The sequence below is a fragment of the Massilia sp. LC238 genome (assembly GCF_000735635.1).
Taxonomy (GTDB): Bacteria; Pseudomonadota; Gammaproteobacteria; order Burkholderiales; family Burkholderiaceae_D; genus Telluria; species Telluria varians.
In genome coordinates this window covers 68,923-95,802 of record NZ_JNNN01000062.1, presented here as the reverse complement: position 1 = coordinate 95,802, position 26,880 = coordinate 68,923, and the positions used below count along the sequence as shown (strand labels likewise).

The following is a 26,880-nucleotide window of genomic DNA, read 5'->3' as shown; positions in this document are numbered from 1 at the left end:
GCATCCGCATTCGGCGCTCGGCTACAAATCGCCGCGCATGTTTAGGAAAGAGCGACGCCGTCAGGCTCTGGAAACTGACGCTAACTAAGCATCAGGCTGTGTCCGGGAAAAGCGGGGCAAGATCAGGTGCCATCTGTGAATTCCGTAAACTCTGTTCTCTGCAGCTTTGTTGGACGTATTTAGTAAAGGCCGAACTTTCGCTATTCGCAGATCGTATTACGACACCGGGGCCATATTCGGTACAGCCAGGCCAGTAAGATAGTTCAGCATTGCTGCGCATATTTTCTGTTTTAGCGATCTAAGTACTCGCCCTGAAATAAATGTGTTTCTGGCTGCCATAACCGGCGCGTTGCTGCGTTGGCTCCTGCTTGCAGTGCTCGCACTGCGGCGCACTCGCCGCCTTGCACCGCATCCGGTTCTGTTTGCCAAAACTCACATTCATTTCTTGTCGAGTACTTACCGGTTGCGCCAATAGTTGTCAAGTCAAGCAAGGCGCAGCAGGCCTTGTACCTTGTGTTATCCCCGTGGTCTGGCGCAGCGGTAGATTGGAGAGGCACTTGATACTCAGGGAGAACTGGATCGCCACGTCGCTGAGTATCTGTCTGCGCCCGCGCTTGCCGCTTGGGGTCACACCAGCTCATCGCCAAGTCGAGCCAGATGAGCTGCGAGCCACGTGCCTCTAGCGTTTCACTGTATATCTTCCAGTTTGTGATGCGGTACTTCTGAGGAGCCTGTCTCATGTGTGCAGACTACTAGTCTCTCGGGCTTAGCGCTGGTCAGCCGTGCTTTACATAGCAAAGCCCATCTTCGCGGCAAGTTACCGCCTTGCCAAATCTCATTGGATTAACAAAGTCTGCTTCGCTGCGATAAAGCAAAGAGCCAAGAAATTGTTCAATGAATGGGATGCTAACAGTATCAGCGCGGATGCAAGCCACTCGAACGACCCACGGGATCGAAAATATAGTGCGGTAAGAATAAAGAAGACCCAAAACATCGAGAACGCTTGCAATGGGTGATTATTCATTCCATGTACGGCTGCCCAGCCGGCAGCTGACAAGATGGTGACGTTGCGCGGGCTGATCTTTAAGACTTTTGTCAATATTTCGAGGATCGCAGCCATAATTATTGTTTCCAATAAGGGGGAAATAATGGCAAGAGCGATCAACACGGCGACGAAGCTTGAAATGCTCGTGATTTGCGCCGGAGCGACGAGATTTTGATTCCTGACAATCTGTATGATGGTGTCTAACAGGGCGGAACCGATAAAAGATAAAAATGCAGCGCTAAGCACCAAGCGAAACGCTGTTGCCTCAATTTTCAGAGACTTGTGCAGAACTGGGGTATTCGATCTTTTTAGAGCCAGTACGCCGTATAGGAGAGTGCTCAGAATGGTCGACTTTGGGCGCAATACATAAGGCCTGTCAAACAAAATAGACCATGAAATTTCAAAAAATCGAACGAAAACAAAGTACAGCAATAACATTATTGGCAACAGCCAATATATTTTATACAGTGTAATTTCTTCGAAGATAGTGTATAAACGATGCGCCGGGACAGAAAGCAGAACTGGATAAAATACAATGGCGACCGTAAAGAATGAAATTACCTGGCTGTAATATTTCGTTGCGTTAAATTTAATCATGGCGATCCTGGGAGGTAGCTGAGTCTTTCCTTTATTTAGAAATTACTCAGCCAGCTGCTTGCACTCATAATACATCCTGATGAGTTTCTACACCATCTAATGTAACACGCGCATTAAACTGAGCAGCAAAATACATTTGTTTTTGAGTGCATGATCAAGGATTCAGCGCACGTGCTGAACTTGCACGGAAAGCGCCAGCAGCAAGACTGCACTCTTGCCGTTAGCGCTTTTATGAACATGGATTAATTCACACAGCCCTTTTGCGACTGTAGTTTCAACAAGCTATTTACTGGGATGCTTGCTGAGTCTTGCAGACGTCGCGCGTCGTTCCGAACCATCCTCCGAGAGCGGCGCCACCGAAGAATCCAATGAAACCACCGGCGACCGATCCAAGACCGGAACCAACACCTCCCCAGAAAAGGATCGTATTTGCGCAGGCCGTGGCTTGTGCTGGGGTTTTATTGTCAACGCCGCCGGAAACCATGTCAATTTCCGCATTGTTCAGAATTTGCATATTCATTCCTCATTGATGTCATTGCAAGTGCAGTACCCTAATAATCGTGGATTATAAAATTCATGTCAAGTATAGAAAGCCGAATTTGAAATAATCGCTTCAGCGTATGTTTATCGAGTTGCTCAATCGGTACATCTGAGCGGTTTCACCCGCTCATGTTATCAATCCTTATGCCGCAGCAATAATTAAAAACATTCTTTTAATTTACCCCGTTAGCATAATTCATGTCGCGCTGGATTTTTCCCGAAGCCCGAATGAGATATAGCGTGAAAAATGCGGGTTATGCCGCTTTTCTTCCTCCCTGATTTTCCGAAATGAGGTCTTGGGCGACCTGTCCATTATGTAAAACTATAACGCGCTCTGCCATCTGGATGGTCTCCGGACGATGCGCTACGATGATCCGGGTCAGGGGAAATTGCTGGATCGCCTTGTTAACTGCATGCTCATTCAATAGGTCCAAATGGCTGGTCGCCTCGTCCAGCACTAGGATTTTCGGATTCTTGTATAGCGAGCGTGCCAGCAGGATGCGCTGCTTCTGCCCGCCCGACAGGCCGGTACCGATATCTCCTAATAAGGTATTGAAGGCCATCGGCATGGCAGCGATTTCGGGCTCGATGGCGGCGAGCTCGGCGCACTTGTACACGCGTTGCATGTCGATCATCGGGTCGAAGAAGGCAATGTTCTCTGCAATGGAACCAGCAAACAGGGTGTCGTCCTGCATCACGGTGCCGAGTATGTCGCGGTAGTTCGCGATGCCCAGTGAACCGAGAGGTGCGTCGCCGATGCGAATTTCGCCGCTGGTCGGCGTGAGCAGGCCGAGCAGGAGTTTCATTAAGGTGGTCTTGCCGCAGCCCGACGGCCCGGTGATCGCCACGCATTGTCCGGCCGGGATGCTGAGGTTGAGCTCGCGGATGACTTCGGGCTCGTTGTCGGAATAACGGAAGCTGAGGTTCTTAATCTCGATCGAGGGCACGATGTGGCTGGCGTCGATCTCGGCCGCTTTGTTATCACGTTCCGCTTCGGTCAGCACAATGTCGGCCAGGCGCTCACCGTGCAGGCGGATCATGCGCAGTTCGAATAGCTTGTCGATTAGGCTGGCCATGCGCCCGCTGAACTGGTCCTTGTAGCTAATGAAGGCAAATAGCATGCCGACCGAAAATTCATTGTTGAGCACGGCCAGTGCCGCCAGCCAGATGACGATCACGCGCTCTGCGCTGAATAGCAAGCTGTTGGCGGTCTGATAAGAAACCGACAGCTTGGCGATGCGCAGCTGAGCATTAAATTCGTCGGTCAGCGAATTCATCCAGCCTGAACGGCGTTCGTCGCTGCGTCCGAACAGGCGGATGCTCTGCATGCCGCGCACCGTTTCCATAAAGTGGCTCTGCTGTTTTGCGGCGTGGATGATCTGCTCGGAATTGGCGTCACGTAAGGGGCGGAACATGGTCCAGCGCAGCAGCGCGTAGAGCAGCACGGCAATGAAGGCCACTGCCGCCAGTTTCAGGCTGTACAGCAGCATCATGATCAGGGTGCCCAGCACCAGCACGCCATCGATTACACCCTCGACGAACTGGGTGGTCAAGCTGGTCTGCATCCGTTGAATCGAACCGAAGCGCGACACGATGTCGCCGGTATGGCGCTTTTCGAAATACGGTAGCGGCAGCTTCAGGAGATGCGAGAAGGCATTGCCCAGCCACTGCAGGTTCAAGCTGGTGGCCAGCACTGTCGTGACCCATGAGCGCACTGCTCCGATCGCGGTCTGCAGCAGTACCAGCAACAGGAAGCCGCAGCCAAGTACCGTGATCAAGTCGCTGTCCGCGGCCAGCAGCGCCTCGTCCACGATCCACTGCATGTAGAAAGGCGCGATCAGGGTACAAACCTGCAGGGCCAGGCCAAGTGCGAGCAGCTGGGTTAGACCGCGGCGCAGACCGACCACGCGCCCCATCAGGGAAAACAGGGAGAATTGCTGACGCTCTTCCTTGGCTTCGAACTGCGAGGTCGGCGTCAGTTCGAGCGCGATGCCGGTAAAGTGCTTGGCGAACTCCTCCATCGGCAGGCGCCGCTCGCCAACGGCCGGATCGTGGATGACGACGTGCTTGGCCGAGACCGACTTGAGCACCACGAAGTGATTCAAGTCCCAATGCAGGATGCAGGGCAGCTTCAGTTCGGGCAAGTGCTGGAGGTCCAGCTTGAGCGGGCGAGTCTGCAGCGACAGGCCGCCGGCCATCGCCATCAAGCCCTTGAGGTTGACGCCCTTCATCGACACCGAGAAGCGCCGGCGCATGCTGGGGATATCGATCTGGTGGCCCCAATAACTGGCCACCATGGCCATGCACGCCAGGCCGCATTCGGCTGCTTCGGTCTGCAGCAGGACAGGCAGCCGGCGGCTGTTCCAGAAGGCTAACTGTGAAAGGGGAAATTGCATAGTTCAGCTGCGATCAGGGATGCGCTGGCCACGAATACGGTACCGCAGCCGGCAGGATGACGGAAGACGTATGTGTTTATAGGCGACCAGAAATGCTGAACACCGGTTCCAGCACCCATTCGTAGAGCTTGCGGCGCTCGAGCATGACGCTGGCGTCGACCAGCATGCCCGATCGTAGCGGCATCGCTGCGCCATAGGCCCTTACGGTCTGCTGATCGAGCTCGAGCCGGACGCGGTACACCGGTTCCGACTGGGACGCGCCCGGCATGGCAGCCGCCGAGGTGAGCAGCTCCTCGGGGCGTACCGAAGTGGTGGCCACCTCCCGCACACGGGCCGCATGCTGACCGAACTTTTGGTACGGAAAAGCCTGGTAGCGCAGCAAGGCGGTCATGCCCGGCTTAATGAAACCAACCGCACGCGATGGCACATACATTTCAGCTTCCAGCTTGTTCCCCTCCGGCAGGATCGATGCCAGCGAAGTGCTAATACCAACGGTCTGACCGAGATTGGCGGAGATCGCCGTGACCGTACCGCTCTGGCGCGCGCGCACCAGGATTTCGCGGCGCGCCTCGTTCTCGGTCAGGTCTTGCTCGAGCGTCGAAGCATTGCGGCGCAAGGCGTTTTCGTCGCGCAGCGCCTGTACTGCGACGTCCCGTTCCTCCGCTTGGGTGCCGGCCAGGTCGCGCTGGGTCGCCGAGCGGATGCGTTCGATCTCGAGCAGGCGCTGGCGCTGGTCGAGCAGCTCGGCTTCGCGCTCCTGCAGTTGCGCCGCCGAGATGTAGTTAGTAGCCTTCAACTGCGCGAAGCGCGCCACGGTCTGCTCGGACAGGGCGATGCGCTGCTTCTGCATGAGCGCCTGGTTGTCCAGCCGCTTGATCTCGCTTTGCAAGTCTTGCGCGCGCTGCTGCAGGGCTGCGCGGCGCTGGACGAACTGTGCCTTGGCTTGCTGCAGTTCAGCATGGAAGCTGTCGCGGCGTCGCGTCAGCAGGTCGGAAACCAGGGCCTCGGTGGAGCTTGCTTCAGCATTGCTGCGCTCGCTGGATACGACGAACAAGACCTCGTTTTCGCGCACGAACTGGCCTTCCTTGATGCGCGCTTCCTTGATCACGCCCATCTGGGTTGAATACACCCGGATAACACCTGCGGTCGGCACCAGCATGCCTTGGACGTGAGACTTGCGGGTCGTCTCGAAAAAGATGAAAAAGGCGATAAGCAGCAAGGCCAACGTCATAAACACCCCGGTTAGCACCACATGGCTGACCGGGCGGGTCAGGACGACGGTGCCGTACTGCGCACCATGACGTGTTCGATGGCCTGCTGGCGGAACAAGGTCTTGGGTGCAGCTGCGGGTTCAGGTGTCGCTGCGGGAGCTGGAGCATGTTCAGGCGGCATACTTTCCTGCTCGCCCGAAGTCGTAACGGTGTCGCGCAAAATCTGTCACTTTCAAAGCTGGCTGTGGGCCTTTTGCCTGCACGCGGTATTGATCACGGGCACGATAGACCCTGCCACAACAACGAAAAAACTTGATGTATTGCTGCAAGATATGCACGAGTATGGCACTGGCTTTTAAAGCTTTGCAAGATCGGAACATTCGTTCTCGGCTTTTTCAGAACAGGTTATGCAACTGGCTTAAAAACATTGGAAACCCCACGACACAATATTGGTAATAATGCAAAATAAAGAATTGATGTTTCGGTGTTGACCGGTCTTCCAGATATCGGGCCGAATTACAATCATGGTCTTCCTCACAGCCTAGAGAGGCTTCAATGCACACTCTCCCGCGCGGCGCCTTGGCGCTGTCCAGCCTGGATGAACAATTGCTGCGGCCCGGCACCAAGGGTTTGCCGCTCACAGAAGCCCTCCGCCAGGGCGCGATCGGTGTGCAGGGCTGGAACGTCCTGCGCGGCGATACGTCCTTCCCGGTTGCCGTACTGAAGGCCTCGGCGCTCCAGCACAACCTGGCCTGGATGCGCGACTTCTGCGCGCGCCACGGCGCCACCCTGGCTCCGCACGGCAAGACCACGATGAGTCCGCAGCTGTTTGCGGCCCAGCTGGCCAACGGGGCCTGGGGCATCACGCTGGCCAGTGCCACGCAGGTGCAGGTGGCGCACCGCTTCAACGTGCGCCGCGTGCTGCTGGCCAACCAGCTGGTGGCGCGCGCCGACATCGAGGCGGTGCTGGCGCTGCTGCATGAGGATCCGGATTTCGAATGCTTCGTGCTGGCCGACTCGATCGAAGGCGTGGCGCGCCTCTCGACGGCGGTGACGGCGCGCGGCCTGGCCCGTCCCCTGCCGGTGCTGGTCGAACTCGGGCTGGCCGGCAAGCGCGCCGGCTGCCGCAAGCCCGAGGAGGCGCTGGCGGTGGCGCGCGCCATTGCCGCTGCCGACGGCCTGGCCCTGGCGGGTTTCGAAGGCTATGAAGGCCTCCTGGTCAGCGACGACCGCGATGCGGATCTGCGCGCCGTCAGGGCTTTCCTGGCCGAGCTGGTGGACCTGGTCGAAACCGCGGATGGGCAACAGCTGTTCGGCGCTGCCGAGATCCTGATTTCGGCCGGCGGCTCGTCCTATTTCGACCTGGTGGCGCGCGGCTTCGCGGGCATGGATGATCTGTCGCGCCCGGTGCGCCCCGTGCTGCGCAGCGGCTGCTACCTCACCAGCGACCACGGTTCCTACCAGCGCCTGCTGGCCCAGCTCGACACGCGCGAAGCGCACACCGTGGAGGGATTGCGTCCGGCGCTGGAAGTCTGGAGCACAGTGCAGTCGCGCCCGGAGCCCGGCCTGGCCATCCTCACCATGGGCAAGCGCGATGCCTCCTACGATGAAGCGCTTCCCACGCCGCTGTTCACCCACCGTCCGGGCAGCGACGCAAGTGTGCCAAGCGAGCTGCCGCCCGGCTGCACGATCTTCAAGATGAACGACCAGCACGCTTACCTGGCGCTTCCCGAGGGCGGCATCCGCGACAATCTGCAGGTGGGCGACCTGGTCGGCTGCGGCATCTCGCACCCCTGCACGACCTTCGACAAGTGGCAGGTGCTGCTGGCGGTGGACGACGCCTACAACGTGCGCGAGGCGCTGAACACCTTCTTCTGAAAGGATAGGCTCTAGGCTACAATCGGTTTCCACCCGCCGAGAGAGCCGAGTCCCATGCCTGCCACACCGCCGTCCCTTTTCCCGCCGATCCAGCCCATCCGCCACGGCATGCTCGCCGTCGACGAGCTGCACACGATCTATTGGGAAGAAGTCGGCAACCCCAACGGCATCCCGGTACTGTTCCTGCATGGCGGGCCGGGCGCCGGGCTGTCGCCGCAGCACCGGCGCTTCTTCGACCCGAGCGCCTACCGCGTGATCCTGTTCGACCAGCGCGGGGCCGGCAAGTCGACGCCGCTGGGCGAATGGCGCAACAACACGACCCAGCTGCTGATCGACGACATCGAGCGCCTGCGGCAGATGTTCGGTATCAGGCAGTGGCTGGTGTTCGGCGGCTCCTGGGGCTCGACCCTGGCGCTGGCCTACGGCCAGGCCCACCCCGAGCGCTGCCTTGGCTTCGTGCTGCGCGGGATCTTCCTGTGTACCAAGGCCGAGGTCGACTGGTTCATCAACGGGGTCAAATGGTTCTATCCGGAGCTGTACGAGGAATTCGTGGCGCCGATCCCGCAGGCCGAGCGCGGTGACCTACTCAAGGCCTATTGCGAGCGCCTGCTGTGCAACGATCCCGACGTGTACTGGCCGGCCGCGCGCGCCTGGAGCCGCTTCGAAGGCCGGCGCGTGTTCCTGCTGCCGCAGCCGGACGAGCCTTCGTCGGACGCGCTCGACCTCGGCGTCGGCCGCCTGGAGTCGCATTACATGCTGCACGGCGCCTTCCTGGACGAAGACCAGCTGGTGCGCGACATCGGTCGCATCGCCCACCTGCCGGCCACCATCGTACAGGGCCGCTACGACGTGATCTGCCCGCCGCTGTCGGCCTGGCGCCTGCACCAGGCCTGGCCGGGCGCGAAGCTGCACATGATTCCCGACGGCGGCCACGGCGCCCTCGAGACCGGCATCGCCCGGGCGCTGGTGAGCGCCACCGAGCAGTTCAAGCGCCACGGCCGCTTTGATTGAGGGCTGTTACACTATGAAGAAAACCTAGAATAACGAACACGAAGCATTCTCATGAATCTCCAGCTTAGCGACATCGGCCACGTCATCCAGTTGGCGATCGCCCCGGTATTCCTGCTGACTGGCGTGGCGACCAAGCTGACCGTGCTGACCAACCGGCTGGCGCGCATCATCGACCGCACCCGCGTGCTCGAAGACCGCCTGCGCGATGGCCCGGACGCCGAATACTCGGCCGAACTCGAGATCCTCTACGTCCGCTCGCACCTGGTCAACACGGCGATCGGCTCCAGCACCGCCTGCGGCCTCTTGATCTGCCTGGTCATTGCGACGCTGTTCCTCGGCGATACCATGAACATCCCGCTGGACCAGTACATCGCCGGCCTGTTCGTGTTTGCCATGATCGGCCTGATCAGCAGCTTCGTCTATTTCCTGCGCGAAGTCCTGATCGCTTCGCGCTTCATGCGCATGCAGCACCTGCACTCGCTCCGGCAGCCGCGCCAGCGCGCCACTTTCACAGATTGAACCGAACATGCACGACTACGAACGCCCCCCAACCCTGCACCGCTATGCGACGCGCACCGAACTCGAAGCCGCGCTGCGCGGCCAGTTCCGCCTGGTTCCCAGCGGTTTCTTCCTGACCGTGTCGTTCTCGACCGTGTGGGACAAGCGCCTGTTCGACGTGCTTGGCCCGGCCGACAGCTGCCTGGTGATCCACAACACCGAGCTGTTCGGCGAACGCCTGCACCGCGCGGTGCAGCATACCTTGCCCGACTGGGCCGGCATCGACGGGCCGGTCGAGTACGGCGCGCGCTCGCGCCTGGGCGCGGCCTTCACCAAGGGCGCCGGCCAGGCGCTGGAACAGGAATGGCAGTTCGCCTGGCGCTCGATGTCCCCAAGCGCGGTCCTGCGGCCGGTCACGGTGAACATCGGCAGCATCGAAGGCTTCGCCGAGCTGCGCGACCGCGAAAGCCACCTGGCCTGAACTGACCAGGACCCGTTTAGAGCCACGTCTCCACGAAATCACGGTGTAATGCCGTGATGACGCATTCACTTTATCCGCAGCTCCTCGCTCCGCTCGACCTCGGTTTCACCAGCCTCAAGAACCGCGTGATCATGGGTTCCATGCACACCGGGCTCGAAGACCGCTTCTACAACTACGGCAAGCTGGCCGCGTTCTACCGCGAACGCGCGCGCGGCGGCGTCGGCCTGATCGTCACCGGCGGCATCTCGCCGAACCGCCAGGGCTGGCTGCTGCCCTTCGGCGGCACCCTCAATTTCCTCGGCGACGTGCCCAACCACCGGCGCGTGACGCGCGCCGTGCACGAAGAGGGCGGCAAGATCGTGCTGCAGATCCTGCACGCGGGCCGCTACGGCTACCAGCCCTTCGTGGTGTCCGCTTCCAGCCTGAAGTCGCCGATCTCGAAGTTCAAACCAAAAGCGCTCGACGCCGCCGGCATCGAGTCCACCATCGCCGCCTATGCGCGCTGCGCGAAGCTGGCGAAGCTGGCCGGCTACGACGGCGTCGAGGTGATGGGCAGCGAAGGCTATCTGCTCAACCAGTTCCTGTGTGCGCGCACCAACAAGCGCACGGACGAGTGGGGCGGCCCGATCGAGAACCGCATGCGCCTGGCCGTCGAGGTGGTGCGCCGCATCCGCGCAGTAAGCGGTCCGGACTTCATCCTGATGTACCGCCACTCGGTGCTCGACCTGGTCGAAGGCGGCAATACCTGGGACGAGGTGGTGGCGGTGGCCAAGGCCCTGGAAGAGGCGGGCGTCACGATCCTGAACACCGGCTACGGCTGGCACGAGGCGCGCGTGCCGACCATCGTCACCTCGGTGCCGCGCGCGGCCTTTGCCGAGGTGGCGGGGCGCCTGCGCCGGGAAGTCAGCATCCCCGTGGTGGCATCGAACCGCATCAACATGCCGGGTGACGCCGAGGCGCTGCTGGCGCGGGGCGAGGCCGACCTGGTGTCGATGGCGCGGCCTTTCCTGGCCGACCCGGTCTGGGTGGCGAAGGCGGCCGGCGGCCGCGCCGACGAGATCAACACCTGCATCGCCTGCAACCAGGCCTGCCTCGACCACACCTTCTCGAACCGGCGCGCCAGTTGCCTGGTCAACCCGCGCGCCTGCCACGAGACCGAACTGGTGTTCCGCAAGACCGCCAGGCCGCGCCGTGTCGCCGTGGTCGGCGCCGGGCCGGCCGGCCTGTCCGCGGCCGCCGTGGCGGCCGAGCGTGGGCACCGGGTGACGCTGTTCGATGCGCTGGACCGCATCGGCGGCCAGTTCAACGTCGCCATGCGCGTGCCGGGCAAGGAAGAATTCGCGGAGACCATCCGCTATTTCGGGCGCAGGATCGAACTCCTTGGCGTCGACCTGCGCCTGGGCCGGCGCGTCAGCCGCGAGGAGCTGCTGGCGCAAGGCTACGACGACGTCGTCGTAGCCACCGGCATCACCACGCGCAAGCCGGCCATCGACGGGATCGACCACCCGAAGGTGCTGAGCTACCTCGACGTGCTGCGCGAGGGCCGGCCGGTGGGACGGCGCGTGGCCATCATCGGCGCGGGCGGGATCGGCTTCGACATGGGCGAGTTCCTGGTGCACGATCCCGAAGTGCCGCTGCCGGTGCCGAAGGTGCACTGGATGGGGGAATGGGGCGTCGATCCGTCGTCTTCCACGCCGGGTGGCCTGAAGGCGCCCGCGAAGCCGCATCCGCCGCGCGAAGTCTGGCTCCTGCAGCGCAAGAGCACGCGTCCGGGTGCAGGGCTGGGCAAGACCTCGGGCTGGGTGCACCGCGCGACCCTGGTGCGCAACGGCGTGCAGATGCTGGCGGGGGTGCAGTACGAACGCATCGACGACGCGGGTCTGCACATCACGGTCGGCGGCGAACGGCGCCTGCTGGAAGTGGACAACGTGGTGGTCTGCGCCGGGCAGGAGAGCCTGGCGGAGTTGATGCCGCCGGAGCCTGTCCAGGGCGGGCCGCGCTTCCACAAGATCGGCGGGGCGGCGCTGGCGGCGGAGCTGGATGCGAAGCGGGCGATTCGGGAGGGAGCGGAGCTGGCGGCACGTTTGTAAGAGGCAACCCAGAGCGCGTCAAAACGTTTATTTCTTGCGTCCTAATTATTGATCAGCTAGTCTGCAAACAACTCCTGGTTTCCTTGCTGTCAGGACTTCCAGTATGCCAATTGCGCACTTCTTTAAATATAGCGATCGACAGGAAAAGAATTGAACAAGAGTGACGACTACGCCTACGGTATTGATGCGCTACGTTTTTTTGCTGCCATGATCGTGGCGGTATTTCACCATCGTACGGTGGAGGGCGCCATGATCATGCCTTTTGGCTGGGTCGGTGTGGAGATTTTCTTTGTCATTTCCGGCGTCGTCATCGCCAATTCGGCGCATGGCTCCAGTCCGCGACGCTTCCTGATCGGGCGATTCCTTCGACTTTATCCTGCTGCATGGATCGCGGGCATCGCGAGTTTTGCGCTGATGTCCTCGATTCCCTGGGATGCCTACAAGGAGCAGGGTATCGGCGTTGTGCCACAGCTGGGAGCCCTCGCGCGCTCGATGACCCTGGTAGGCAATTACTACATTAGCAGCGCGTACTGGACACTGCCGATCGAGCTCGCATTCTACTTTCTTATCTTTCTCGCACTGTGTACCGGTGGGCAGCTGAAGCTGGTAGCTATTGCACGTGCGCTGATTGTGCTCAGCAGCCCCTACTTGATCGCCGCCTTCTGCCAGAAAATCGGCCTGTTGAATTTGCCCTGGCTTGAAGTGGGTTTCGGGCTAACGAATATGCTGCTGATCCGACACGGTTGTTTCTTCGCGCTCGGAATCTATATCTGGTACCTTACCGAAGGATATCCGGTAAAACGGACCGATTTGCTGCTGTTTCTAGCTGCATCGATTCTGGCAATGATCGAAATCTCCACTGGAGCGATCCATGCTGCGGCAACGGACAGTGTGATGAGTTCAACTTTCTTGTTAGTTTCGTGCATTATGACCTTCGCCGTGTGCACCTACGGGGTTTACCTGTCAATGCGCCACCGGAAGACGCTGCGTCTTGCTCCTTCAGCCAAACGTGTCCTGCGCGCCTTGGGACTGGTGACCTATCCGCTGTATCTCATGCACGAAGCACTGGGTGGTTTCATCTTGTATCACGTGACTTCCGACATGGCGCCATATCTCGTTCGGGTAGCGCTTGCGTTGGCGGCAACCATCATCGCAGCCTATGCCGTCTCTGCGTACGGGGAACCACTACTGCGCAATTACTTGCGATCCTTGATTCCTCTGCTCTCGATGAAATTCATGAAGAGGCAGGGCGCACGGGAATAGCGAAGACACGGTACTTGGCCACCACTCGCCGACACCTCATTTAACGGAGAATTGAATCCAGCCTCAAGTTGTGCAGCGTGATCGCGGATGGATGGGACGTCGGTATAACTGGATACGCCGGTCCGCTGATTCATAGACCAGCGTGCTCAGAGCAGCAATGTTCGCGATATCCGCCTTGAGTGGCATCTTGGCCTGGTCGGCGTGGCCCCAGCGCAGCAAGTAATCGACGGGAATGCCGGACTGCGCTTCAAAGCGGTCTACGGTCAGATGCTCGATGGCCGTGCGCTGCTGAGCTGGCTGCCAGTCGAACAGGAGTTCTTGAACATTATGTTTTTCATGGTATTGGATCGGATATACATCGAGCCGGACGATATAGTTAAATAGCGCTACCCGGTCATACCGGTGTTCGAGACGTGTTGCCACGTGAAAAAATGGGCTATAGCGCATTTGCTCGTTTTGCGGCCGCTTCTCGAGAACTACTGGCAAGACCGCGCAATGCTTGCCGACAATCCGATCGATCGCTTCCAGATGAGCCAGCTCTTCCTTCACCTTCCCTTGCGTGTGCATCGTGCTGGCCAATAGGCCGACGCTGGCGCCTACCGCTACGATCGCAATAACGGCTTTGGTTCTGTTTCCAAGCGGCAAGTAGGCAAAGCAGAAGGGCGCGGTTAATGCAGGAAATAAACACATCCGCAGAAAATGGGTCCATCCTCCTCCCATAACGTCAGGGAATAGCAACGCCTGCAGAGTGAGCGCTGCAACGAGTGCGACGGCCCCCGCTAGCCCGGCCATGTCTTCGCTCAAGGCCGCGCGTGCGAACCACAGCCTCACGATCCCCCATACCACACCGCCGATGAGTACCAGATTCAACACCAGCCCGATCTTTGCATCGCTGAGCGCGTTCACTTCCAGGATTCGCAGTGTCGCCAGGTCGAGCAGCCGTCCTTGTAGCCAGGTTCCATAAATTACAGGGCCCTTGCTGTTGCTGGTTAGCATTAGCCAAGCGAGGGGCGTGAGGCTAGCGGCGATCAGGAACTCACGCTTGAGGGACAGAATTGACTTGCCCCAGCTACGGTGGATACGCAGCTCCAACCCGACACGCACGAGGGCCAGGCTTGCAATGCTGACGAGGGCAGCGATAAAACCCGCCGCGTGAGCAAAAAAGGCCAGGTATAGCATGGCGATCGGAAACAGCACTCGCTTGGTCGCGTCTGATCGCAGCATCCAGAAATAGGCACCGAGCGTTAGAAAGAACGCGACGATGGAGAAACAAAAATTATACAGGCCAAGAAAAAAGCACTGATTAAGGGATAGCGGCAGGATCAGGATCGCTAGCCATGCCCGGTCGTAGCGGATCTGCGCGATCGCAAAATATGCGGCAAGCGGCGGGCCGAGCAAAGCAATCAGTTGCACCACTGACTCGGCATGGTCCGCCGAGACGAATTTCAATAAAGGTATCAGCAAGAGATAGGCGGCGACATTCGGATTCAGCGTGTCGTTAGACCGATACATATCGGTGGCCAGCGAGCCCTCGACAGCATGTGCCAGGAAATTGGCAATACCGAGGTGAGCTGGTCCATCATTGGTATAGATCGGCAGCACGGATGCGAGTAACACACTGAATATCAAGAAGAAGGCGAGCAGACCGATGCCAAGGCGTGGCGCCGTAGCTGGAGAAATTCGTTTCATGGCTTATTGTTCTGATGGGGACACCGATCTTGCTAGCTGAGGCATGCATTTCAACTAGTGCTGCCTGAACGTGTCAACAAGCAGCAAGGGTGACGACAAACTATTGGAAATGTTCATGTGATAACCACCAGTAGGTTACCATTTTGTTCAGTATTTTGAAACGAGGAATTTGATTAGTAAGTCAAAAGCGACAGTTGCACGGTGTGCCTGGAGGGCAGCGACCCGATGACGCTATCGATCGCATTGAAAGCAATTGACGGCTTGCGTTCTCACATTCACGCATTCAGGGCTGGTCAAGCGCTAAGCTTGGCGTCATCCATATTGCTGGTCCGTTTTGCATCAACCGAGGCCAGCGGAATCCGCGAACTGACGGAATCCGACACGCATGCAAGCAGTACAACGAAGCCGACGAAGAGCATGCTGAGATTACGTAACTCACCCGGCGCACAAAATACCAGGAACAGGGGAAGGTTGAGGGCGGCGCCAATAATCAAATGTTGGCGCGCGACCAGGGGACAGGTGGACCAGCCACGAATAACAATGATTGCCATGACCAGCAAGGTGCCGAGAAAAGCGCCACTTGGCCCGACCATGCCATAAGTTACCTCGAACTGGGTATAAGTAGGCAGGTAAAAGTATTTTTCTATGTTATTCAGCAGTTGAAGGTGTGCCACATCTCCCCTTGCTCCTGCATAAAGCCATTTTATCCATGCATTCACGATACCAGAGACGGCCACCGTAGCGACAATCGCCGCCAGGGCCGTTTTCCGGTCACGGCGGATGCGCAGTAGCGGATACAAGGACGGCACGAAAAAGAAAAATGCTTCCTTGTTCAAGGTGGCCGGGACTGCCAAAGCAACGAGCACGATCCAGTACCCACGCACCGCGAGCAAGGCAGCGGCACTCAAAAAGAACAGTTCCACGGAATCGTAAAAATAGCCGCCTACGGTTTGCAGAAAGGGAAATGCCAGCACAAATGCCATCGGTGCCATTACTGTCGTCTGACGGGTAAAGCCGAGGTCTCTCAGCAAGGCAGAGAGAACAAACAAGGTCAGCAAACTGGCGCCCAGGCAGAGATAAGCCATCACCACATAACGGAATGCATACTTCGGATCGCCAGCGGCACTGGCGCGCGCAAACGTGCGATGAGGCGACAGCTTGTCACTTACGTAGAGTTTTATCGACTGTGGTGTGATCCGTTCGGCAAAATCCGCAGCTTCGGGTAGCAGACGGCGGTACACAAATGGCCGGCTTGCCTGTTCGTTCAGAATTTGTTCAATTCCAAAATTCTGCTCTCCATCACGCAATGCCCATTTGCCTAGAGATCCGGAAACACTGGCAGCTGCAACGATCCAATAGAGCACGAACAGGATCAGCATGCTCGCGAAGCGTGAATGAACGGCTTTTTGAAGCATGAACGACCCGGGAAATTGATAGTCGAGGGGCAAACGTTTTCGTGAAAACGTCCAGGTTTGCTGATAAGGCAGAGTTACTCTTTGTTGCGTAGGAAATAATACTCTTTGAAGATTGCCAGCGCAAACTTTTTGTTTGAAATCCTGCTCGACACAGCGGACACCAGGGTGTGCCATGCTGCGCAGTTGCAACAGACTGCAGCAAGCGCTTGTAGAGCGCTTGCCGGGATATTTGAAAAATAGGAAGTAGGGAGCAGCTTCGCGGTACGCAATGGCAGAAAATGCTTGCGTCAGGACAGCCCTCGCATGGACTTATTTCTTGCGCACCACCACGCAACCGATCGAGTAACCCGCCCCGAACGAGCAGATCACCCCGTTCGCGCCGCTCGGCAGGTCATCCTGGTACTTGTGGAAGGCAATGATCGACCCCGCCGACGAGGTATTCGCATAGGTGTCGAGAATCACCGGCGCTTCGTTCGGCTCGGCATCGCGGCCCAGCAGTGTGCGGGTGATCAGGAGGTTCATGTTCAGGTTGGCCTGGTGCAGCCAGTAGCGCGACACGTCCTCGATCTTCAGGCCCGCATTCGTGACGGTGTCGGCGATCATCTCGGCCGCCATCGGGCACACTTCCTTGAACACCTTGCGGCCCTGCTGGCGGAACAGCTTGTCCGGCGCGCCGATGCCGGCTTCGTCGAAGCGGTTCATGAAGCCGAAGTTGTTGCGGATGTTGTTCGAGAACTTGGTCTTGAGCTTGCTGTCCAGGATTTCCCACTGGTGGGCGCCGGTCGCGGTGTCCGCGGCTTCGACGATCACCGCGGTGCAGGCGTCGCCGAAGATGAAGTGGCTGTCGCGGTCGCGGAAGTTCAGGTGGCCGCTGGTGATTTCCGGGTTCAGCATCAGGACGGCGCGCGCGCGGCCGCTGCGCACGGCGTCCACCGCGGTCTGGATGCCGAAGGTGGCCGAGGAGCAGGCCACGTTCATGTCGAAGCCGAAGCCCTCGATGCCCAGCGCGTCCTGCACTTCGACCGCCATGGCCGGGTAGGGACGCTGCATGTTCGAGCAGGCCACCAGCACCATGTCGATATCGGATGCCTGCTTGCCGGCGCGCTCCAGCGCCTCGCGCGCGGCGGCCACGCACATCTCGGCCTGCAGCGACACCTGTTCGTCGGCGCGTTCGGGGATGCGGGCGGTCATGTGGGCCGGGTCGAGGATGCCTTCCTTCTCCATCACGTAGCGCGACTTGATGCCCGAGGCTTTTTCGATGAAGGCGCTGCTCGAGGGCTCGAGCGCGGTGGTTTCGCCGGCGGCGATGGCGGCGGCGTGTTCCTGGTTGTACAGCTCGACGTAGGCGTTGTAGGCCGTCACCAGCTCGTCGTTGGAGATGGAATACGGCGGCGTAAACAGGCCGGTGCCGCTGATCACGACAGGTTTCATGTGGGGGACTTTCAAGGAAATAACGGGAGTTGCCCGCGAGATGCGCCGATTCTACACCCTCGGACCGGACCTGGGAATTGTCGAAAACGACAGTTTAGAGAGGTAAACCTAGCTCAGCGCGCGTGCTGCGCCAGCGTCGTGCCGCTTGACCCCGCACGCTTGGACAGCTGCACCTTCTCGCCCTTGAGATGGCGCAGGGCCTGGGCCAGCTGGAAGTCGTCGGCGCTGCCGTAGTCGAGCGGCTTGCGCTCGCGCGCCTCGGCCCACAGGCGCATCTGTTCCTCGATGTCTTCCTGGCGGGTGGCGGCTTCCTTGTCGCGGTCGTTGGACAGGTGCCGTTCGAGGTCGGCCTCGCGCATGCGCAGCGCATTCAGGCCGTCGCCGTCGGGCGTCTCGTCGACCGGGAAGTCGGGCACGATGCCGCGCGCCTGGATCGAGCGTCCGGCCGGGGTGTAGTAGCGCGCCGTGGTCAGCTTGACGGCGGCGTCGCGGCCGATCGGGCGGATGGTCTGCACCGAACCCTTGCCGAAGGTCTGGCTGCCCAGGATGGTGGCGCGCTTGTAGTCCTGCAGGGCGCCGGCCACGATCTCGGAGGCCGAGGCCGAGCCGGTATTGACCAGCACCACCATCGGCAGCTTCTTGAAGGCTGGCGGCAGGCTGGACAGCGGATCGGCGCCGCTGCGCAGCATGTAGAACTCGGGGCGGCCGTAGAAGCGCTGGCGCGAGTCCGCCAGCTGGCCGTTGGTCGAGACGATTTCGGCATCCTTGGGCAGGAAGGCCGCGGCGACGCCGATCGCGCCCTGCAGCAGGCCGCCCGGGTCGTTGCGCAGGTCGAGCACCAGGCCCTTCATGTCGGGGTTGTCGCGGTACAGGGCCTGCAGCTTGGCCGCCATGTCGTCCACGGTGGGCTCCTGGAACTGGGCGATGCGCAGCCAGGCGTAGCCCGGTTCGACCATTTTCGCCTTGACGCTCTTCTGGACGATTTCGCCGCGCGCGATGGTGAAGCGCAGCGGCGCCGGGCTTTCCTTGCGCGCGATGGTCAGCGTGACCCGGGTGCCGGGCTCGCCGCGCATGCGCTTGATCGCCTCGTCGATCGGCAGGCCCTGCACCGGGTGGCCGTCGATCTGGGTGATCAGGTCGCCCTCCTTGATGCCGGCGTGCCAGGCGGGGGAGTCCTCGATCGGGGCGACGATTTCCACGAAACCGTCCTCGCTCTCGGAAATCTCGATCCCCAGGCCGACGAAGCGGCCCTCGGTGCCTTCGCGCAGCTCGCGGTAGGCGCGTGGGTCGAGGTAGGCCGAGTGCGGGTCGAGCGAGGCCACCATGCCGGAAATCGCCTGCGACAGCAGGGCCTTGTCCTCGACCGGTTCGACATAGGTGGATTTGATGACGCCGTAGACGTCGGCCAGCTGGCGCAGCTCGGCCAGGGGCATGCCGGCGTCGACCGGCTTCTGGGCCAGCGCGGAAAACTGCATGGTCACCGCGACCCCGGCAATGGCGCCCAGGCCGACGAGACAGGAATTCTTGAAAGTGGAGCCCATGGTTCACCCAATGTGAGCGCTGCGGCCGGGATTGCACATGAGTTAGCGCAAGTCCAGTATAAACCTGAACGCCAGGGGGCGCTGCGAAGCAGGCCAAACCCTGAGCAAGCAAGCTAAAAACTTAGAGCAATATTAAGACCTGTTACGGAATGTCTAGCCTGGTAAGCAATTGTAAGAGTCGAAGCGGACGCGAGGGAGGGGACCTATAGTCAATCTCAGTTTTTCTCTCTCTCCACTTTTTGAAGTGGTCTTTGCCCGCGGCCCCCTCCGCGGGCTTTTTTATGCCCGCTTGCCCGCCTCGCTGCGGGAATTGTACATTCCCGAGAGTAAGCTCCCCGCAGGCAGCGCATGTTGTTGTGACGTACCAACACATGCATATACGATATGCCCCTGTCTGCATGTATCGAAAAGTAAAAAAGCCTTGCAGGCCCCTATTGCCCCTTGCGCAGCCGCTAGAATGCCTGAAGCCTGTACCGTCGAGGACGGCGGCTGAGACGGTCGACAGTCGAACACTGGCGGCATACAACGATAGACCGGCCACAAGCCGGCCGCTTTTTCCCAACCCAGCAATTCCAGCAATCGAGGACCATTCCGTGAAGCGTATCCTTCTGAGCACCCTGACGCTGTCCCTGGCGGCAGCCTTTGCCAACGCGGCGGACAAGCCGGCCGGCGCCCCTGCCGCCGCTACCGCAGCAAACGCCAAGGCCGTCGCCGCGCCGATCTCGGGCGTCGACACCCAATACATCGACACCAGCGTGCGCCCGCAGGACGACTTCTTCACCTACCTGAACGGCAAGTGGCTGAAAGAGACCGAGATCCCGAGCGACAAGGCAAGCTGGGGCACCTTCATGAAGCTGCGTGACGACACCAATCCGCAGATCCGGGCCATCATCGAGGCCGCGCAGGCCGACAAGTCGGCCAAGGCCGGCTCCGAAACCCAGAAGATCGGCGACCTGTACGCCAGCTACATGGATGAAGCGCGCCGCGAAGCCCTGGGCGTCAAGCCCCTGGGCAGCGAGCTGCAGAAGATCCGCACCCTCAAGGACAAGAAGGGCCTGCCGAACCTGGTCGCCCACCTGTCGAAGATCGGCGTGTCGACCCCGTACGGCATCTACGTCAGCCAGGACATGCGCAACTCGACCGAACACGTCGTGTACATCTCGCAGAGCGGCCTGGGTATGCCGGACCGCGACTACTACCTGAAGCAGGACGACGCCAAGCTGGCGGAAGTGCGCACCAAGTACCTGGCGCACGTCGAGAAGACCCTGGCGCTGGCCGGTGAAAAGGATGCCGCGGCCCAGGCCAAGGCGATCGTCGACTTCGAGACCGAGCTGGCCAAGGTGCAGTGGACCCGCGTCGAGAACCGCGACCCGGTCAAGCGCTACAACAAGATGAGCGTGGCCGAGCTGGGCAAGCTGGCCCCGGGCTACGACTGGAAGGCGGCGCTGGGCGCCTCGGGCATCGGCAACAAGGTCGACACCATCATCGTCAACCAGCCGAGCTACTTCCAGGGCCTGAACGAGGTGCTGGCCAAGACCGAACTGTCGACCCTGAAGTCCTACTTCGAATGGCAGCTGCTGCGTGAATACTCGCCGCTGCTGTCGAAAGCCTTCGTGGAGCAGAGCTTCTCCTTCTACGGCACCGCGCTCAGCGGCGTGTCGGAACAGGCGCCGCTGTGGAAGCGCGGCGTGGGCGCGGTGGAAAGCGCCCTGGGCGAAGCGGTCGGCAAGCTGTACGTGAAGGAACACTTCCCGGCCGAGCGCAAGGCGCGCATGGAAGAACTGGTGAAGAACCTGATCGTCGCCTACGGCCAGTCGATCGACAACCTGGAATGGATGAGCCCGGACACCAAGAAGGAAGCCCGCGCCAAGCTGGCCAAGTTCACCCCGAAGATCGGCTATCCGGACAAGTGGCGCGACTATTCGAAGCTCACCATCAAGCGTGACGACCTGGTCGGCAACGCGATGCGCACCGCGACCTTCCGCTACAACTACCAGCTGAACAAGCTGGGCAAGCCGGTCGACCGCACCGAGTGGGGCATGACGCCGCAGACCGTGAACGCCTACTACCGCAGCACGACCAACGAGATCGTGTTCCCGGCCGCGATCCTGCAGCCGCCGTTCTTCGACATGCGCGCAGACGACGCGGTCAACTACGGCGCGATCGGCGCCGTGATCGGCCACGAGATCGGCCACGGCTTCGACGACAAGGGCAGCCAGTCGGACGGCGACGGCAACCTGCGCAACTGGTGGACCGAGTCGGACCGCGCCGCCTTCAAGGCCCGCACCGACAAGCTGGTCAAGCAGTTCAACGGCTTCTCGCCGCTGCCGGGCTATAACGTCAACGGCGAACTGACCCTGGGCGAGAACATCGGCGACAACGCCGGCCTGTCGATCGCCTACAAGGCCTACAAGCTGTCGCTGCACGGCAAGCCGGCCCCGGTCATCGATGGCCTGACCGGCGACCAGCGCTTCTTCATGGGCTTCGGCCAGGTGTGGCGTTCGAAGATGCGCGAAGCGCAGCAGATCAACCAGGTCAAGACCGACCCGCACTCGCCGGGCCAGTTCCGCGCCAACGGCACCGTGATGAACATGCCTGAGTTCTACGAGGCCTTCAACGTCAAGCCGGGCGACAAGATGTACCTGGCGCCGCAGGACCGCGTGATCATCTGGTAAGCGGCAGGAGTAACACAGGACGGGTCGGCGCAAGCCGGCCCGTTTGTCCTTTACAAGTACAACAACAGAACCACGGAGAGATCGAATGAAACGACACATCCTGAGCGCCGCGGCGCTCGTTTTAGTGGCTTCGATGGCGCAGGCAGAATCAGTCAAGAGCGCCGCTGGCAACACCAAGGCCAAGACCCTGTCGGCCGGCATCGCGCTCGAATACGTCGAGCCGACCGTGCGCGCGCAGGACGACTTCTTCCAGCACCTGAACGGCAAGTGGCTGAAGACCGTCGAGATCCCGGCCGACAAGTCGAGCTGGGGCGCGTTCTACAAGCTGCACGACGACACCCAGCCGCAGCTGCGCGCGATCATCGAGAAGTCGGCAGCCGTCAAGAACGCCCAGGCCGGCTCGGAAGTGCAGCTGATCGGCGACTTCTTCGCCAGCTACATGGACGAAGCGCGCCTGGAGCAGCTGGGCATCGCCCCGCTCAAGGGCGAGCTGGCCAACATCGCCGCGATCAAGGACAAGGCCGAACTGCCGGCCATCTTCGCGCGCCTGGGCCGCCTCGGCGTCAACGTGCCCTTCAGCTTCTACATCCACCAGGATGCCAAGGATTCGACCAAATACGTGGCCGACCTGTACCAGGGCGGCCTGGGCATGCCGGATCGCGACTACTACCTGAAGGCGGACGATGCCAAGCTGGCCGACACCCGCGCCAAGTACCAGCAGCACGTCGAGAAGATGCTGGCGCTGTCGGGCGACAAGAACGCCGCCGCGAACGCCAAGGCCATCGTCGACCTGGAAACCGAGCTGGCGCGCGTGCAGTGGACCAAGGTCGAGAACCGCGATCCGATCAAGACCTACAACAAGGTGGAACTGGCGAAGCTGGCCGACATCGCGCCCGGCTACGACTGGAACGCCTGGCTGGGCGCCGCCGGCATCGCGGGCAAGACCGACTACGTCATCGTCAGCCAGCCGAGCTACCTGAAGGGCATGGCCGAGATCGTGAACCGCGTGCCGCTCGAGACCTGGAAGGTCTACCTGCAGCAGCACCTGGTCAACGGCTACGCCAGCTACCTGTCGAAGGCCTTCGTGGACCAGCGTTTCGCCTTCCACGGCACGGTCCTGTCGGGCGCGCCGAAGCTGGAACCGCGCTGGAAGCGCGGCGTGTCGACCGTCGAGGGTGCGCTGGGCGACGCCGTGGGCAAGCTGTACGTGAAGGAGCACTTCCCGGCCGAGCGCAAGGCGCGCATGGAGGCCCTGGTGAAGAACCTGCTCGAAGCCTACCGCCAGTCGATCGATACCCTGGACTGGATGAGCCCCGCCACCAAGAAGGAAGCCCAGACCAAGCTGGCCAAGTTCAACCCGAAGATCGGCTACCCGAACAAGTGGAAGGAGTATGCGTCGCTCAGCGTCAAGCGCGATGACCTGGTCGGCAACGTGATGCGTTCGCGCGAAGTGGAGTACAACCGCGAGCTGAACAAGCTGGGCAAGCCGATCGACCGCGACGAATGGATGATGACGCCGCAGACCGTCAACGCCTACTACAACCCGGAACTGAACGAGATCGTGTTCCCGGCCGCGATCCTGCAGCCGCCGTTCTTCGACATGAATGCCGACGACGCGGTGAACTACGGCGCCATCGGCGCCGTGATCGGCCACGAGATCAGCCACGGCTTCGACGACCAGGGTTCGCAGTACGACGGCGACGGCAACATGCGCAACTGGTGGACCGAGGAAGACGGCAAGCGCTTCGCCGAGAAGACCAAGGTGCTGGTGCAGCAGTACGCGTCCTACAGCCCGCTGCCCGGGTATCACGTGAACGGCGAACTGACCCTGGGCGAGAACATCGGCGACAACTCGGGCCTGGCGATCGCCCACAAGGCCTACAAGCTGTCCCTGAAGGGCAAGAAGGCCCCGGTCATCAACGGGCTGTCGGGCGACCAGCGCTTCTACATGGGCTGGGGCCAGGTGTGGCGCGCGAAGATGCGCGAGCCGGCGCAGATCAACCAGGTCAAGACCGACCCGCACTCGCCGGCGCAGTTCCGCGCCAACGGCACGCTGAAGAACCAGCCGGGCTTCTACGAAGCCTTCGGCGTGAAGGAAGGCGACAAGATGTACCTGGCGCCGAAGGACCGCGTGATCATCTGGTAAGCACATCCTAATGTGCGCTGCAGGCTGGCGCCACTAATGAAAAATGCCGTTCAGTTTGGAACTGAACGGCATTTTTTTCCTAGGCGGCGCTTGTAAGCCAGGGAGGGCTTAACGCGTGATGCTGGAGTAGTAGCAGGCCTTGCCCGTGGACTTCTTCGGGTCGCCAAATACCGCATTGGTGCACGGCGTCGAGGCGCTGATGACCTTGGTGAAGAAGTAGCCAGTCACGCCGTAGCGCACTTCACGCGTACCGCTGAAGGAGCACACACCGTTTTCGTTCGCACAGAAGGTCCAGGTCTCCGTGGTCGGGGCGGTCGGCGCGGTTGGTGCAGGTGCCGTCGCGACGGTGTTGGTGCTGGCGTAGTCGCAATACTTGGCCGTGGACTTCTTCGGATCGCCAAATACCGCGTTGGTGCAGGGGGTCGAACCGGTGACCGTCTTGTAGTTGTAATAGCCCGGAACGCCATAGCGAACCTGACGAGTACCGGTAAAGGAGCAAGTACCCCATTCAGCTGCGCAACGGGTCCAGTCATTGGCCGATGGCGTCGGTGCCGGCTCCGGCGCAGGCGCAGGGGCAGGGGCAGGGGACGTCGTTACCGCGGTCGCGGCTTCGTAAGCGCCGATATCCAGAGTACCTGCCGGGCGGGTTTCGGAACCAGCTACGTGGCGGTACTGCGCGGCCGGCTTCAGGGACACGCCGGCAGTGCTGCTACCCGGTTCCGAACCTGCATCAATGACCAGTCCGGCCAGTGTCGGACGCAAGTCGTAGGCTGCGCGGTTGACGAATGCCGGTGCGAGGGAGGCGTAGTTGGTCTTCTTAATGGCGCTGGCTTGGGACGACATCGTGCCGACGCCGCCGAAAATATTGTTCTGGATCAGGACCGGTTTGGTCACCCCACTCCCGACCATGATGAAGGTGCCGCGCGAGCTGTCTTCGTTCAGGAAGGTATTGTTGATGACATACAGGTCCTGGGTCGGGTTGCTTGCGCCTTCCTCGCCGAAGGTCAGCATAGCCGGGTTGCTGTGGCTTGCCGGCTGCTGGATCACGTTGCCGATGACATAGGCGGTGCCGGCATTAGGTAGGTTGACCTCATAGCTCGGCTTGCGCGAGCCTTCCTGCCCGGCAGGCGTGCTCGAGAAACGGTTGTAGGCGATTGTGTTGACACGGGCGCGCGACTTCAGGTTATGGCCAACGTGGGCATCGTGCGAATAGTTATAACGGAAGGTCAAGCTGCCGACATTACCAATGTATAGGTTGTGGGTGTAGCCTGTGCCATAACCGTTGCGTGCGAACTCGGAATATTCAACAATAATGTTGCTGGCGGTATTACCACCCGCCAGGATGCCATTCTCGTTGTCGTGCAGGAAGGAGTTACGCAAGGTGAAGTTGGTACCTTCCAGACGCAGTGCGGCGCCGTTCTGGTCCGGCACCTTGGCGCCGTACATCTCGACGTTGTCGATGACGATGTTGCTTCCCTGGACGACCCAGGTGCCTTTGCCCATGGCGTTCTTGCCGGCAGCATCGATCTTCGGACGGCCGTTCACGCCGCGGATCGTCAGGTTGCTGACACCGATGCCGCACACATCGCCGCTATAGGTGGCGCTGCCGTCGATCTCGACGACGTCGCCGCTCTTGGCGACGGCAAAAGCCTGGCAAGGGCGGGCATAAGTCTTACCTGCACCGACGGAGAGGGTAGTGGCCGAGGCAGGCGCCACGACGGCGGCACAGACGAGTGCCAGTGCGGTACGGGTGAAGGTAAAGCGAAGTTGACGCATAATTTCCTCTGATCGTTCAGCTAATAATTGTGTCTACAGGAAATTTCCCAGCGACACATTTGTTCCAGAGTATATGATGCGAACAGGAAAATGTGTAACCAATTGTTAGAGAAAATCGTCCATAGGCAACACTTCCCTATGAAAATTTGTTCTGAAAAGAATTTCTATTGCGGGCAAATGTGTTGCGAATTGGCCGCAAATTGTGCATAAATTTCAAGTATTTCAGTGAATTTGCGTAAAGGTGACTTGACGGGACTAAGTTTGATGTGCCCTGTTCTTTGACAAATAGTTTCTTTTCCTGTGCAGAACTTGCTTGACAGTCAGAGGCCGCAGTGCTGGCGGGGGAGGAAGCGCAAGAAGGCTCAACTCGCCAAATCTTGCTGTCGAGCTTTTTTACAGAACCGGGGTCGGCAATGCTGGTCCAGCAAAAAAGTGATTGATTTTGTTGTGCTTTTTCTCAGGCACGCGGTTTGCTTGCGTCTTTGGCGATAGTCGACAACCGGGAGGCAATATGAAAAAGCAGTGGCAGTCCCTTGTTTTGCTGTGCATGGCCTGGATGGCGCTGGCGGTGCCGGCCAGCGCGATACCGGTCGTGGCGACCGACACGACCTACACGCTCTATATGGCAGGTCTGGAGAGCGGCAATGACGTTGCCGGCAACTTCAGGTTCAATGGTGTACCCGAGTACATTCCGCGCGGGAGCGGCTTCGTTTCCGTTAACGAGACCGAGACGGTCATCGACGATTTCAGCAGCCGGATCATCATCACGCTCACCGGTAACACGGACCTGTTTCCCGCAGCGGACGACGTGGCGCTCCTCGGCATCGGTACCTTCGGCGATGGCCTCGACCTGCTGTTTCCGGTACGCTTGATCGACGCACGCATCAGCTTCCTCCAGCCGGGCGGCGTCCTCGTCGATACCACCGACAACCTGGCCTCGCAGGCGACCCAGAGCGACCCATGGGATGGCCTGTTTCCCAACGCCTTCGATTTGATCGGCATCGAAGGGATCGGCAACCGCAACGTGCAGGTCATCGCATTCGAGTTCCTCGTCACCACGCAAGCCGAGGTGCCGGAACCGGGCATCCTCTTGTTGGGCGGCATCGGCCTGCTGGGCCTGGCCACGGCCAGCCGGCGCAATGCAGGCACGAAGCGCCGCTGAACCGGCGTCGGGGCATAAAAAAGGCATGTCGGCCA

18 protein-coding genes and 1 pseudogene are annotated in these 26,880 nt (G+C 60.3%); 9 read left to right on the top strand and 10 right to left on the bottom strand.

Going from position 1 to position 26,880, the window contains the following annotated elements; genetic code table 11:
* Positions 1-511: 511 nt before the first annotated feature.
* The 5 genes and pseudogenes from FG94_RS28280 to FG94_RS16865 all read right to left on the bottom strand — a co-directional run.
* Positions 512-740 (bottom strand): annotated as a pseudogene (locus FG94_RS28280) (transposase); the annotation flags it as partial.
* A gap of 95 nt (positions 741-835) precedes the next feature.
* Positions 836-1,642 carry a hypothetical protein gene (locus FG94_RS16875; RefSeq protein WP_036214070.1) on the bottom strand — a complete coding sequence of 269 codons (807 nt, stop codon included), beginning with the start codon at positions 1,640-1,642 and terminating at the stop codon, positions 836-838.
* A gap of 286 nt (positions 1,643-1,928) precedes the next feature.
* A complete protein-coding gene (locus FG94_RS27375) occupies positions 1,929-2,156 on the bottom strand; it encodes a hypothetical protein (protein WP_152571020.1) in 228 nt (75 codons plus the stop codon).
* Positions 2,157-2,436: 280 nt separating this feature from the next.
* Positions 2,437-4,578, bottom strand: a complete 2,142-nt coding sequence (locus tag FG94_RS16870; RefSeq protein ID WP_036214067.1) for a peptidase domain-containing ABC transporter — start codon at positions 4,576-4,578, stop codon at positions 2,437-2,439.
* A 76-nt stretch (positions 4,579-4,654) separates the two neighbouring features.
* The gene (locus FG94_RS16865) at positions 4,655-5,797 is read right to left on the bottom strand and encodes an HlyD family secretion protein (protein ID WP_161783975.1); all 1,143 of its coding nucleotides are present in this window, start codon (positions 5,795-5,797) and stop codon (positions 4,655-4,657) included.
* Between the two features lie 547 nt (positions 5,798-6,344).
* Here FG94_RS16865 and FG94_RS16860 point away from each other — a divergent pair.
* The 6 genes from FG94_RS16860 (at position 6,345) to FG94_RS16835 (ending at position 13,010) form a co-directional block, all read left to right on the top strand.
* Positions 6,345-7,667, top strand: coding sequence for an amino acid deaminase (locus FG94_RS16860; protein ID WP_051996861.1), 1,323 nt, complete (start codon positions 6,345-6,347; stop codon positions 7,665-7,667).
* A 54-nt stretch (positions 7,668-7,721) separates the two neighbouring features.
* Entirely contained in the window at positions 7,722-8,678 is a 957-nt protein-coding gene (pip, locus tag FG94_RS16855) for a prolyl aminopeptidase (RefSeq protein WP_036214065.1), read from the top strand.
* 51 nt (positions 8,679-8,729) lie between these two features.
* Positions 8,730-9,197, top strand: coding sequence for a DUF2721 domain-containing protein (locus FG94_RS16850; protein ID WP_027864585.1), 468 nt, complete (start codon positions 8,730-8,732; stop codon positions 9,195-9,197).
* A 7-nt stretch (positions 9,198-9,204) separates the two neighbouring features.
* Positions 9,205-9,657 (top strand): hypothetical protein, encoded by a 453-nt coding sequence (locus FG94_RS16845; protein WP_036214062.1) that lies wholly within the window; start codon positions 9,205-9,207, stop codon positions 9,655-9,657.
* Between the two features lie 56 nt (positions 9,658-9,713).
* Entirely contained in the window at positions 9,714-11,747 is a 2,034-nt protein-coding gene (locus FG94_RS16840; RefSeq protein WP_036214060.1) for an NADPH-dependent 2,4-dienoyl-CoA reductase, read from the top strand.
* Between the two features lie 150 nt (positions 11,748-11,897).
* Positions 11,898-13,010: an acyltransferase gene (locus tag FG94_RS16835; RefSeq protein ID WP_036214058.1), complete on the top strand. Its 1,113-nt coding sequence runs from the start codon at positions 11,898-11,900 to the stop codon at positions 13,008-13,010.
* Positions 13,011-13,073: 63 nt separating this feature from the next.
* On the opposite strand, the gene FG94_RS16830 is transcribed toward FG94_RS16835, so the two are convergent.
* The 4 genes from FG94_RS16830 to FG94_RS16815 all read right to left on the bottom strand — a co-directional run bounded on the left by FG94_RS16830 (position 13,074) and on the right by FG94_RS16815 (position 19,086).
* Positions 13,074-14,699 (bottom strand): hypothetical protein, encoded by a 1,626-nt coding sequence (locus FG94_RS16830; protein WP_036214056.1) that lies wholly within the window; start codon positions 14,697-14,699, stop codon positions 13,074-13,076.
* A gap of 293 nt (positions 14,700-14,992) precedes the next feature.
* Positions 14,993-16,303, bottom strand: coding sequence for a hypothetical protein (locus tag FG94_RS16825; RefSeq protein WP_152571019.1), 1,311 nt, complete (start codon positions 16,301-16,303; stop codon positions 14,993-14,995).
* A 120-nt stretch (positions 16,304-16,423) separates the two neighbouring features.
* On the bottom strand, positions 16,424-17,545 hold the full coding sequence (locus tag FG94_RS16820; protein WP_036214053.1) for a beta-ketoacyl-ACP synthase III: 1,122 nt from the start codon (positions 17,543-17,545) through the stop codon (positions 16,424-16,426).
* Positions 17,546-17,658: 113 nt separating this feature from the next.
* On the bottom strand, positions 17,659-19,086 hold the full coding sequence (locus tag FG94_RS16815; protein WP_036214050.1) for a S41 family peptidase: 1,428 nt from the start codon (positions 19,084-19,086) through the stop codon (positions 17,659-17,661).
* 593 nt (positions 19,087-19,679) lie between these two features.
* Between FG94_RS16815 and FG94_RS16810 the strand changes: the two genes are divergently transcribed.
* Positions 19,680-21,761 carry a M13 family metallopeptidase gene (locus FG94_RS16810; RefSeq protein WP_036214048.1) on the top strand — a complete coding sequence of 694 codons (2,082 nt, stop codon included), beginning with the start codon at positions 19,680-19,682 and terminating at the stop codon, positions 21,759-21,761.
* Between the two features lie 85 nt (positions 21,762-21,846).
* Complete coding sequence (locus FG94_RS16805; RefSeq protein WP_036214045.1) at positions 21,847-23,907, top strand: M13 family metallopeptidase; 2,061 nt, start codon at positions 21,847-21,849, stop codon at positions 23,905-23,907.
* A 108-nt stretch (positions 23,908-24,015) separates the two neighbouring features.
* Here FG94_RS16805 and FG94_RS27935 read toward each other — a convergent pair whose 3' ends face one another.
* Positions 24,016-25,683 (bottom strand): right-handed parallel beta-helix repeat-containing protein, encoded by a 1,668-nt coding sequence (locus tag FG94_RS27935; RefSeq protein ID WP_200879992.1) that lies wholly within the window; start codon positions 25,681-25,683, stop codon positions 24,016-24,018.
* 511 nt (positions 25,684-26,194) lie between these two features.
* On the opposite strand from FG94_RS27935, the gene FG94_RS16795 reads away from it, so the two are divergent.
* Positions 26,195-26,845, top strand: a complete 651-nt coding sequence (locus FG94_RS16795; RefSeq protein WP_152571018.1) for a PEP-CTERM sorting domain-containing protein — start codon at positions 26,195-26,197, stop codon at positions 26,843-26,845.
* The last annotated feature ends 35 nt before the right edge of the window (positions 26,846-26,880 follow it).

Excerpts from the sequence above, each read along its gene's own strand:
- FG94_RS16805 (WP_036214045.1), top strand. The coding sequence starts at position 21,847 with ATGAAACGACACATCCTGAGCGCCGCGGCGCTCGTTTTAGTGGCTTCG.
- FG94_RS16860 (WP_051996861.1), top strand. The coding sequence starts at position 6,345 with ATGCACACTCTCCCGCGCGGCGCCTTGGCGCTGTCCAGCCTGGATGAA.
- FG94_RS16830 (WP_036214056.1), bottom strand. The coding sequence starts at position 14,699 with ATGAAACGAATTTCTCCAGCTACGGCGCCACGCCTTGGCATCGGTCTG.
- FG94_RS16795 (WP_152571018.1), top strand. The coding sequence starts at position 26,195 with ATGAAAAAGCAGTGGCAGTCCCTTGTTTTGCTGTGCATGGCCTGGATG.
- FG94_RS16870 (WP_036214067.1), bottom strand. The coding sequence starts at position 4,578 with ATGCAATTTCCCCTTTCACAGTTAGCCTTCTGGAACAGCCGCCGGCTG.
- FG94_RS16850 (WP_027864585.1), top strand. The coding sequence starts at position 8,730 with ATGAATCTCCAGCTTAGCGACATCGGCCACGTCATCCAGTTGGCGATC.
- FG94_RS16840 (WP_036214060.1), top strand. The coding sequence starts at position 9,714 with ATGACGCATTCACTTTATCCGCAGCTCCTCGCTCCGCTCGACCTCGGT.
- FG94_RS27375 (WP_152571020.1), bottom strand. The coding sequence starts at position 2,156 with ATGCAAATTCTGAACAATGCGGAAATTGACATGGTTTCCGGCGGCGTT.
- FG94_RS16845 (WP_036214062.1), top strand. The coding sequence starts at position 9,205 with ATGCACGACTACGAACGCCCCCCAACCCTGCACCGCTATGCGACGCGC.
- FG94_RS27935 (WP_200879992.1), bottom strand. The coding sequence starts at position 25,683 with ATGCGTCAACTTCGCTTTACCTTCACCCGTACCGCACTGGCACTCGTC.
- FG94_RS16875 (WP_036214070.1), bottom strand. The coding sequence starts at position 1,642 with ATGATTAAATTTAACGCAACGAAATATTACAGCCAGGTAATTTCATTC.
- FG94_RS16820 (WP_036214053.1), bottom strand. The coding sequence starts at position 17,545 with ATGAAACCTGTCGTGATCAGCGGCACCGGCCTGTTTACGCCGCCGTAT.
- FG94_RS16815 (WP_036214050.1), bottom strand. The coding sequence starts at position 19,086 with ATGGGCTCCACTTTCAAGAATTCCTGTCTCGTCGGCCTGGGCGCCATT.
- pip (WP_036214065.1), top strand. The coding sequence starts at position 7,722 with ATGCCTGCCACACCGCCGTCCCTTTTCCCGCCGATCCAGCCCATCCGC.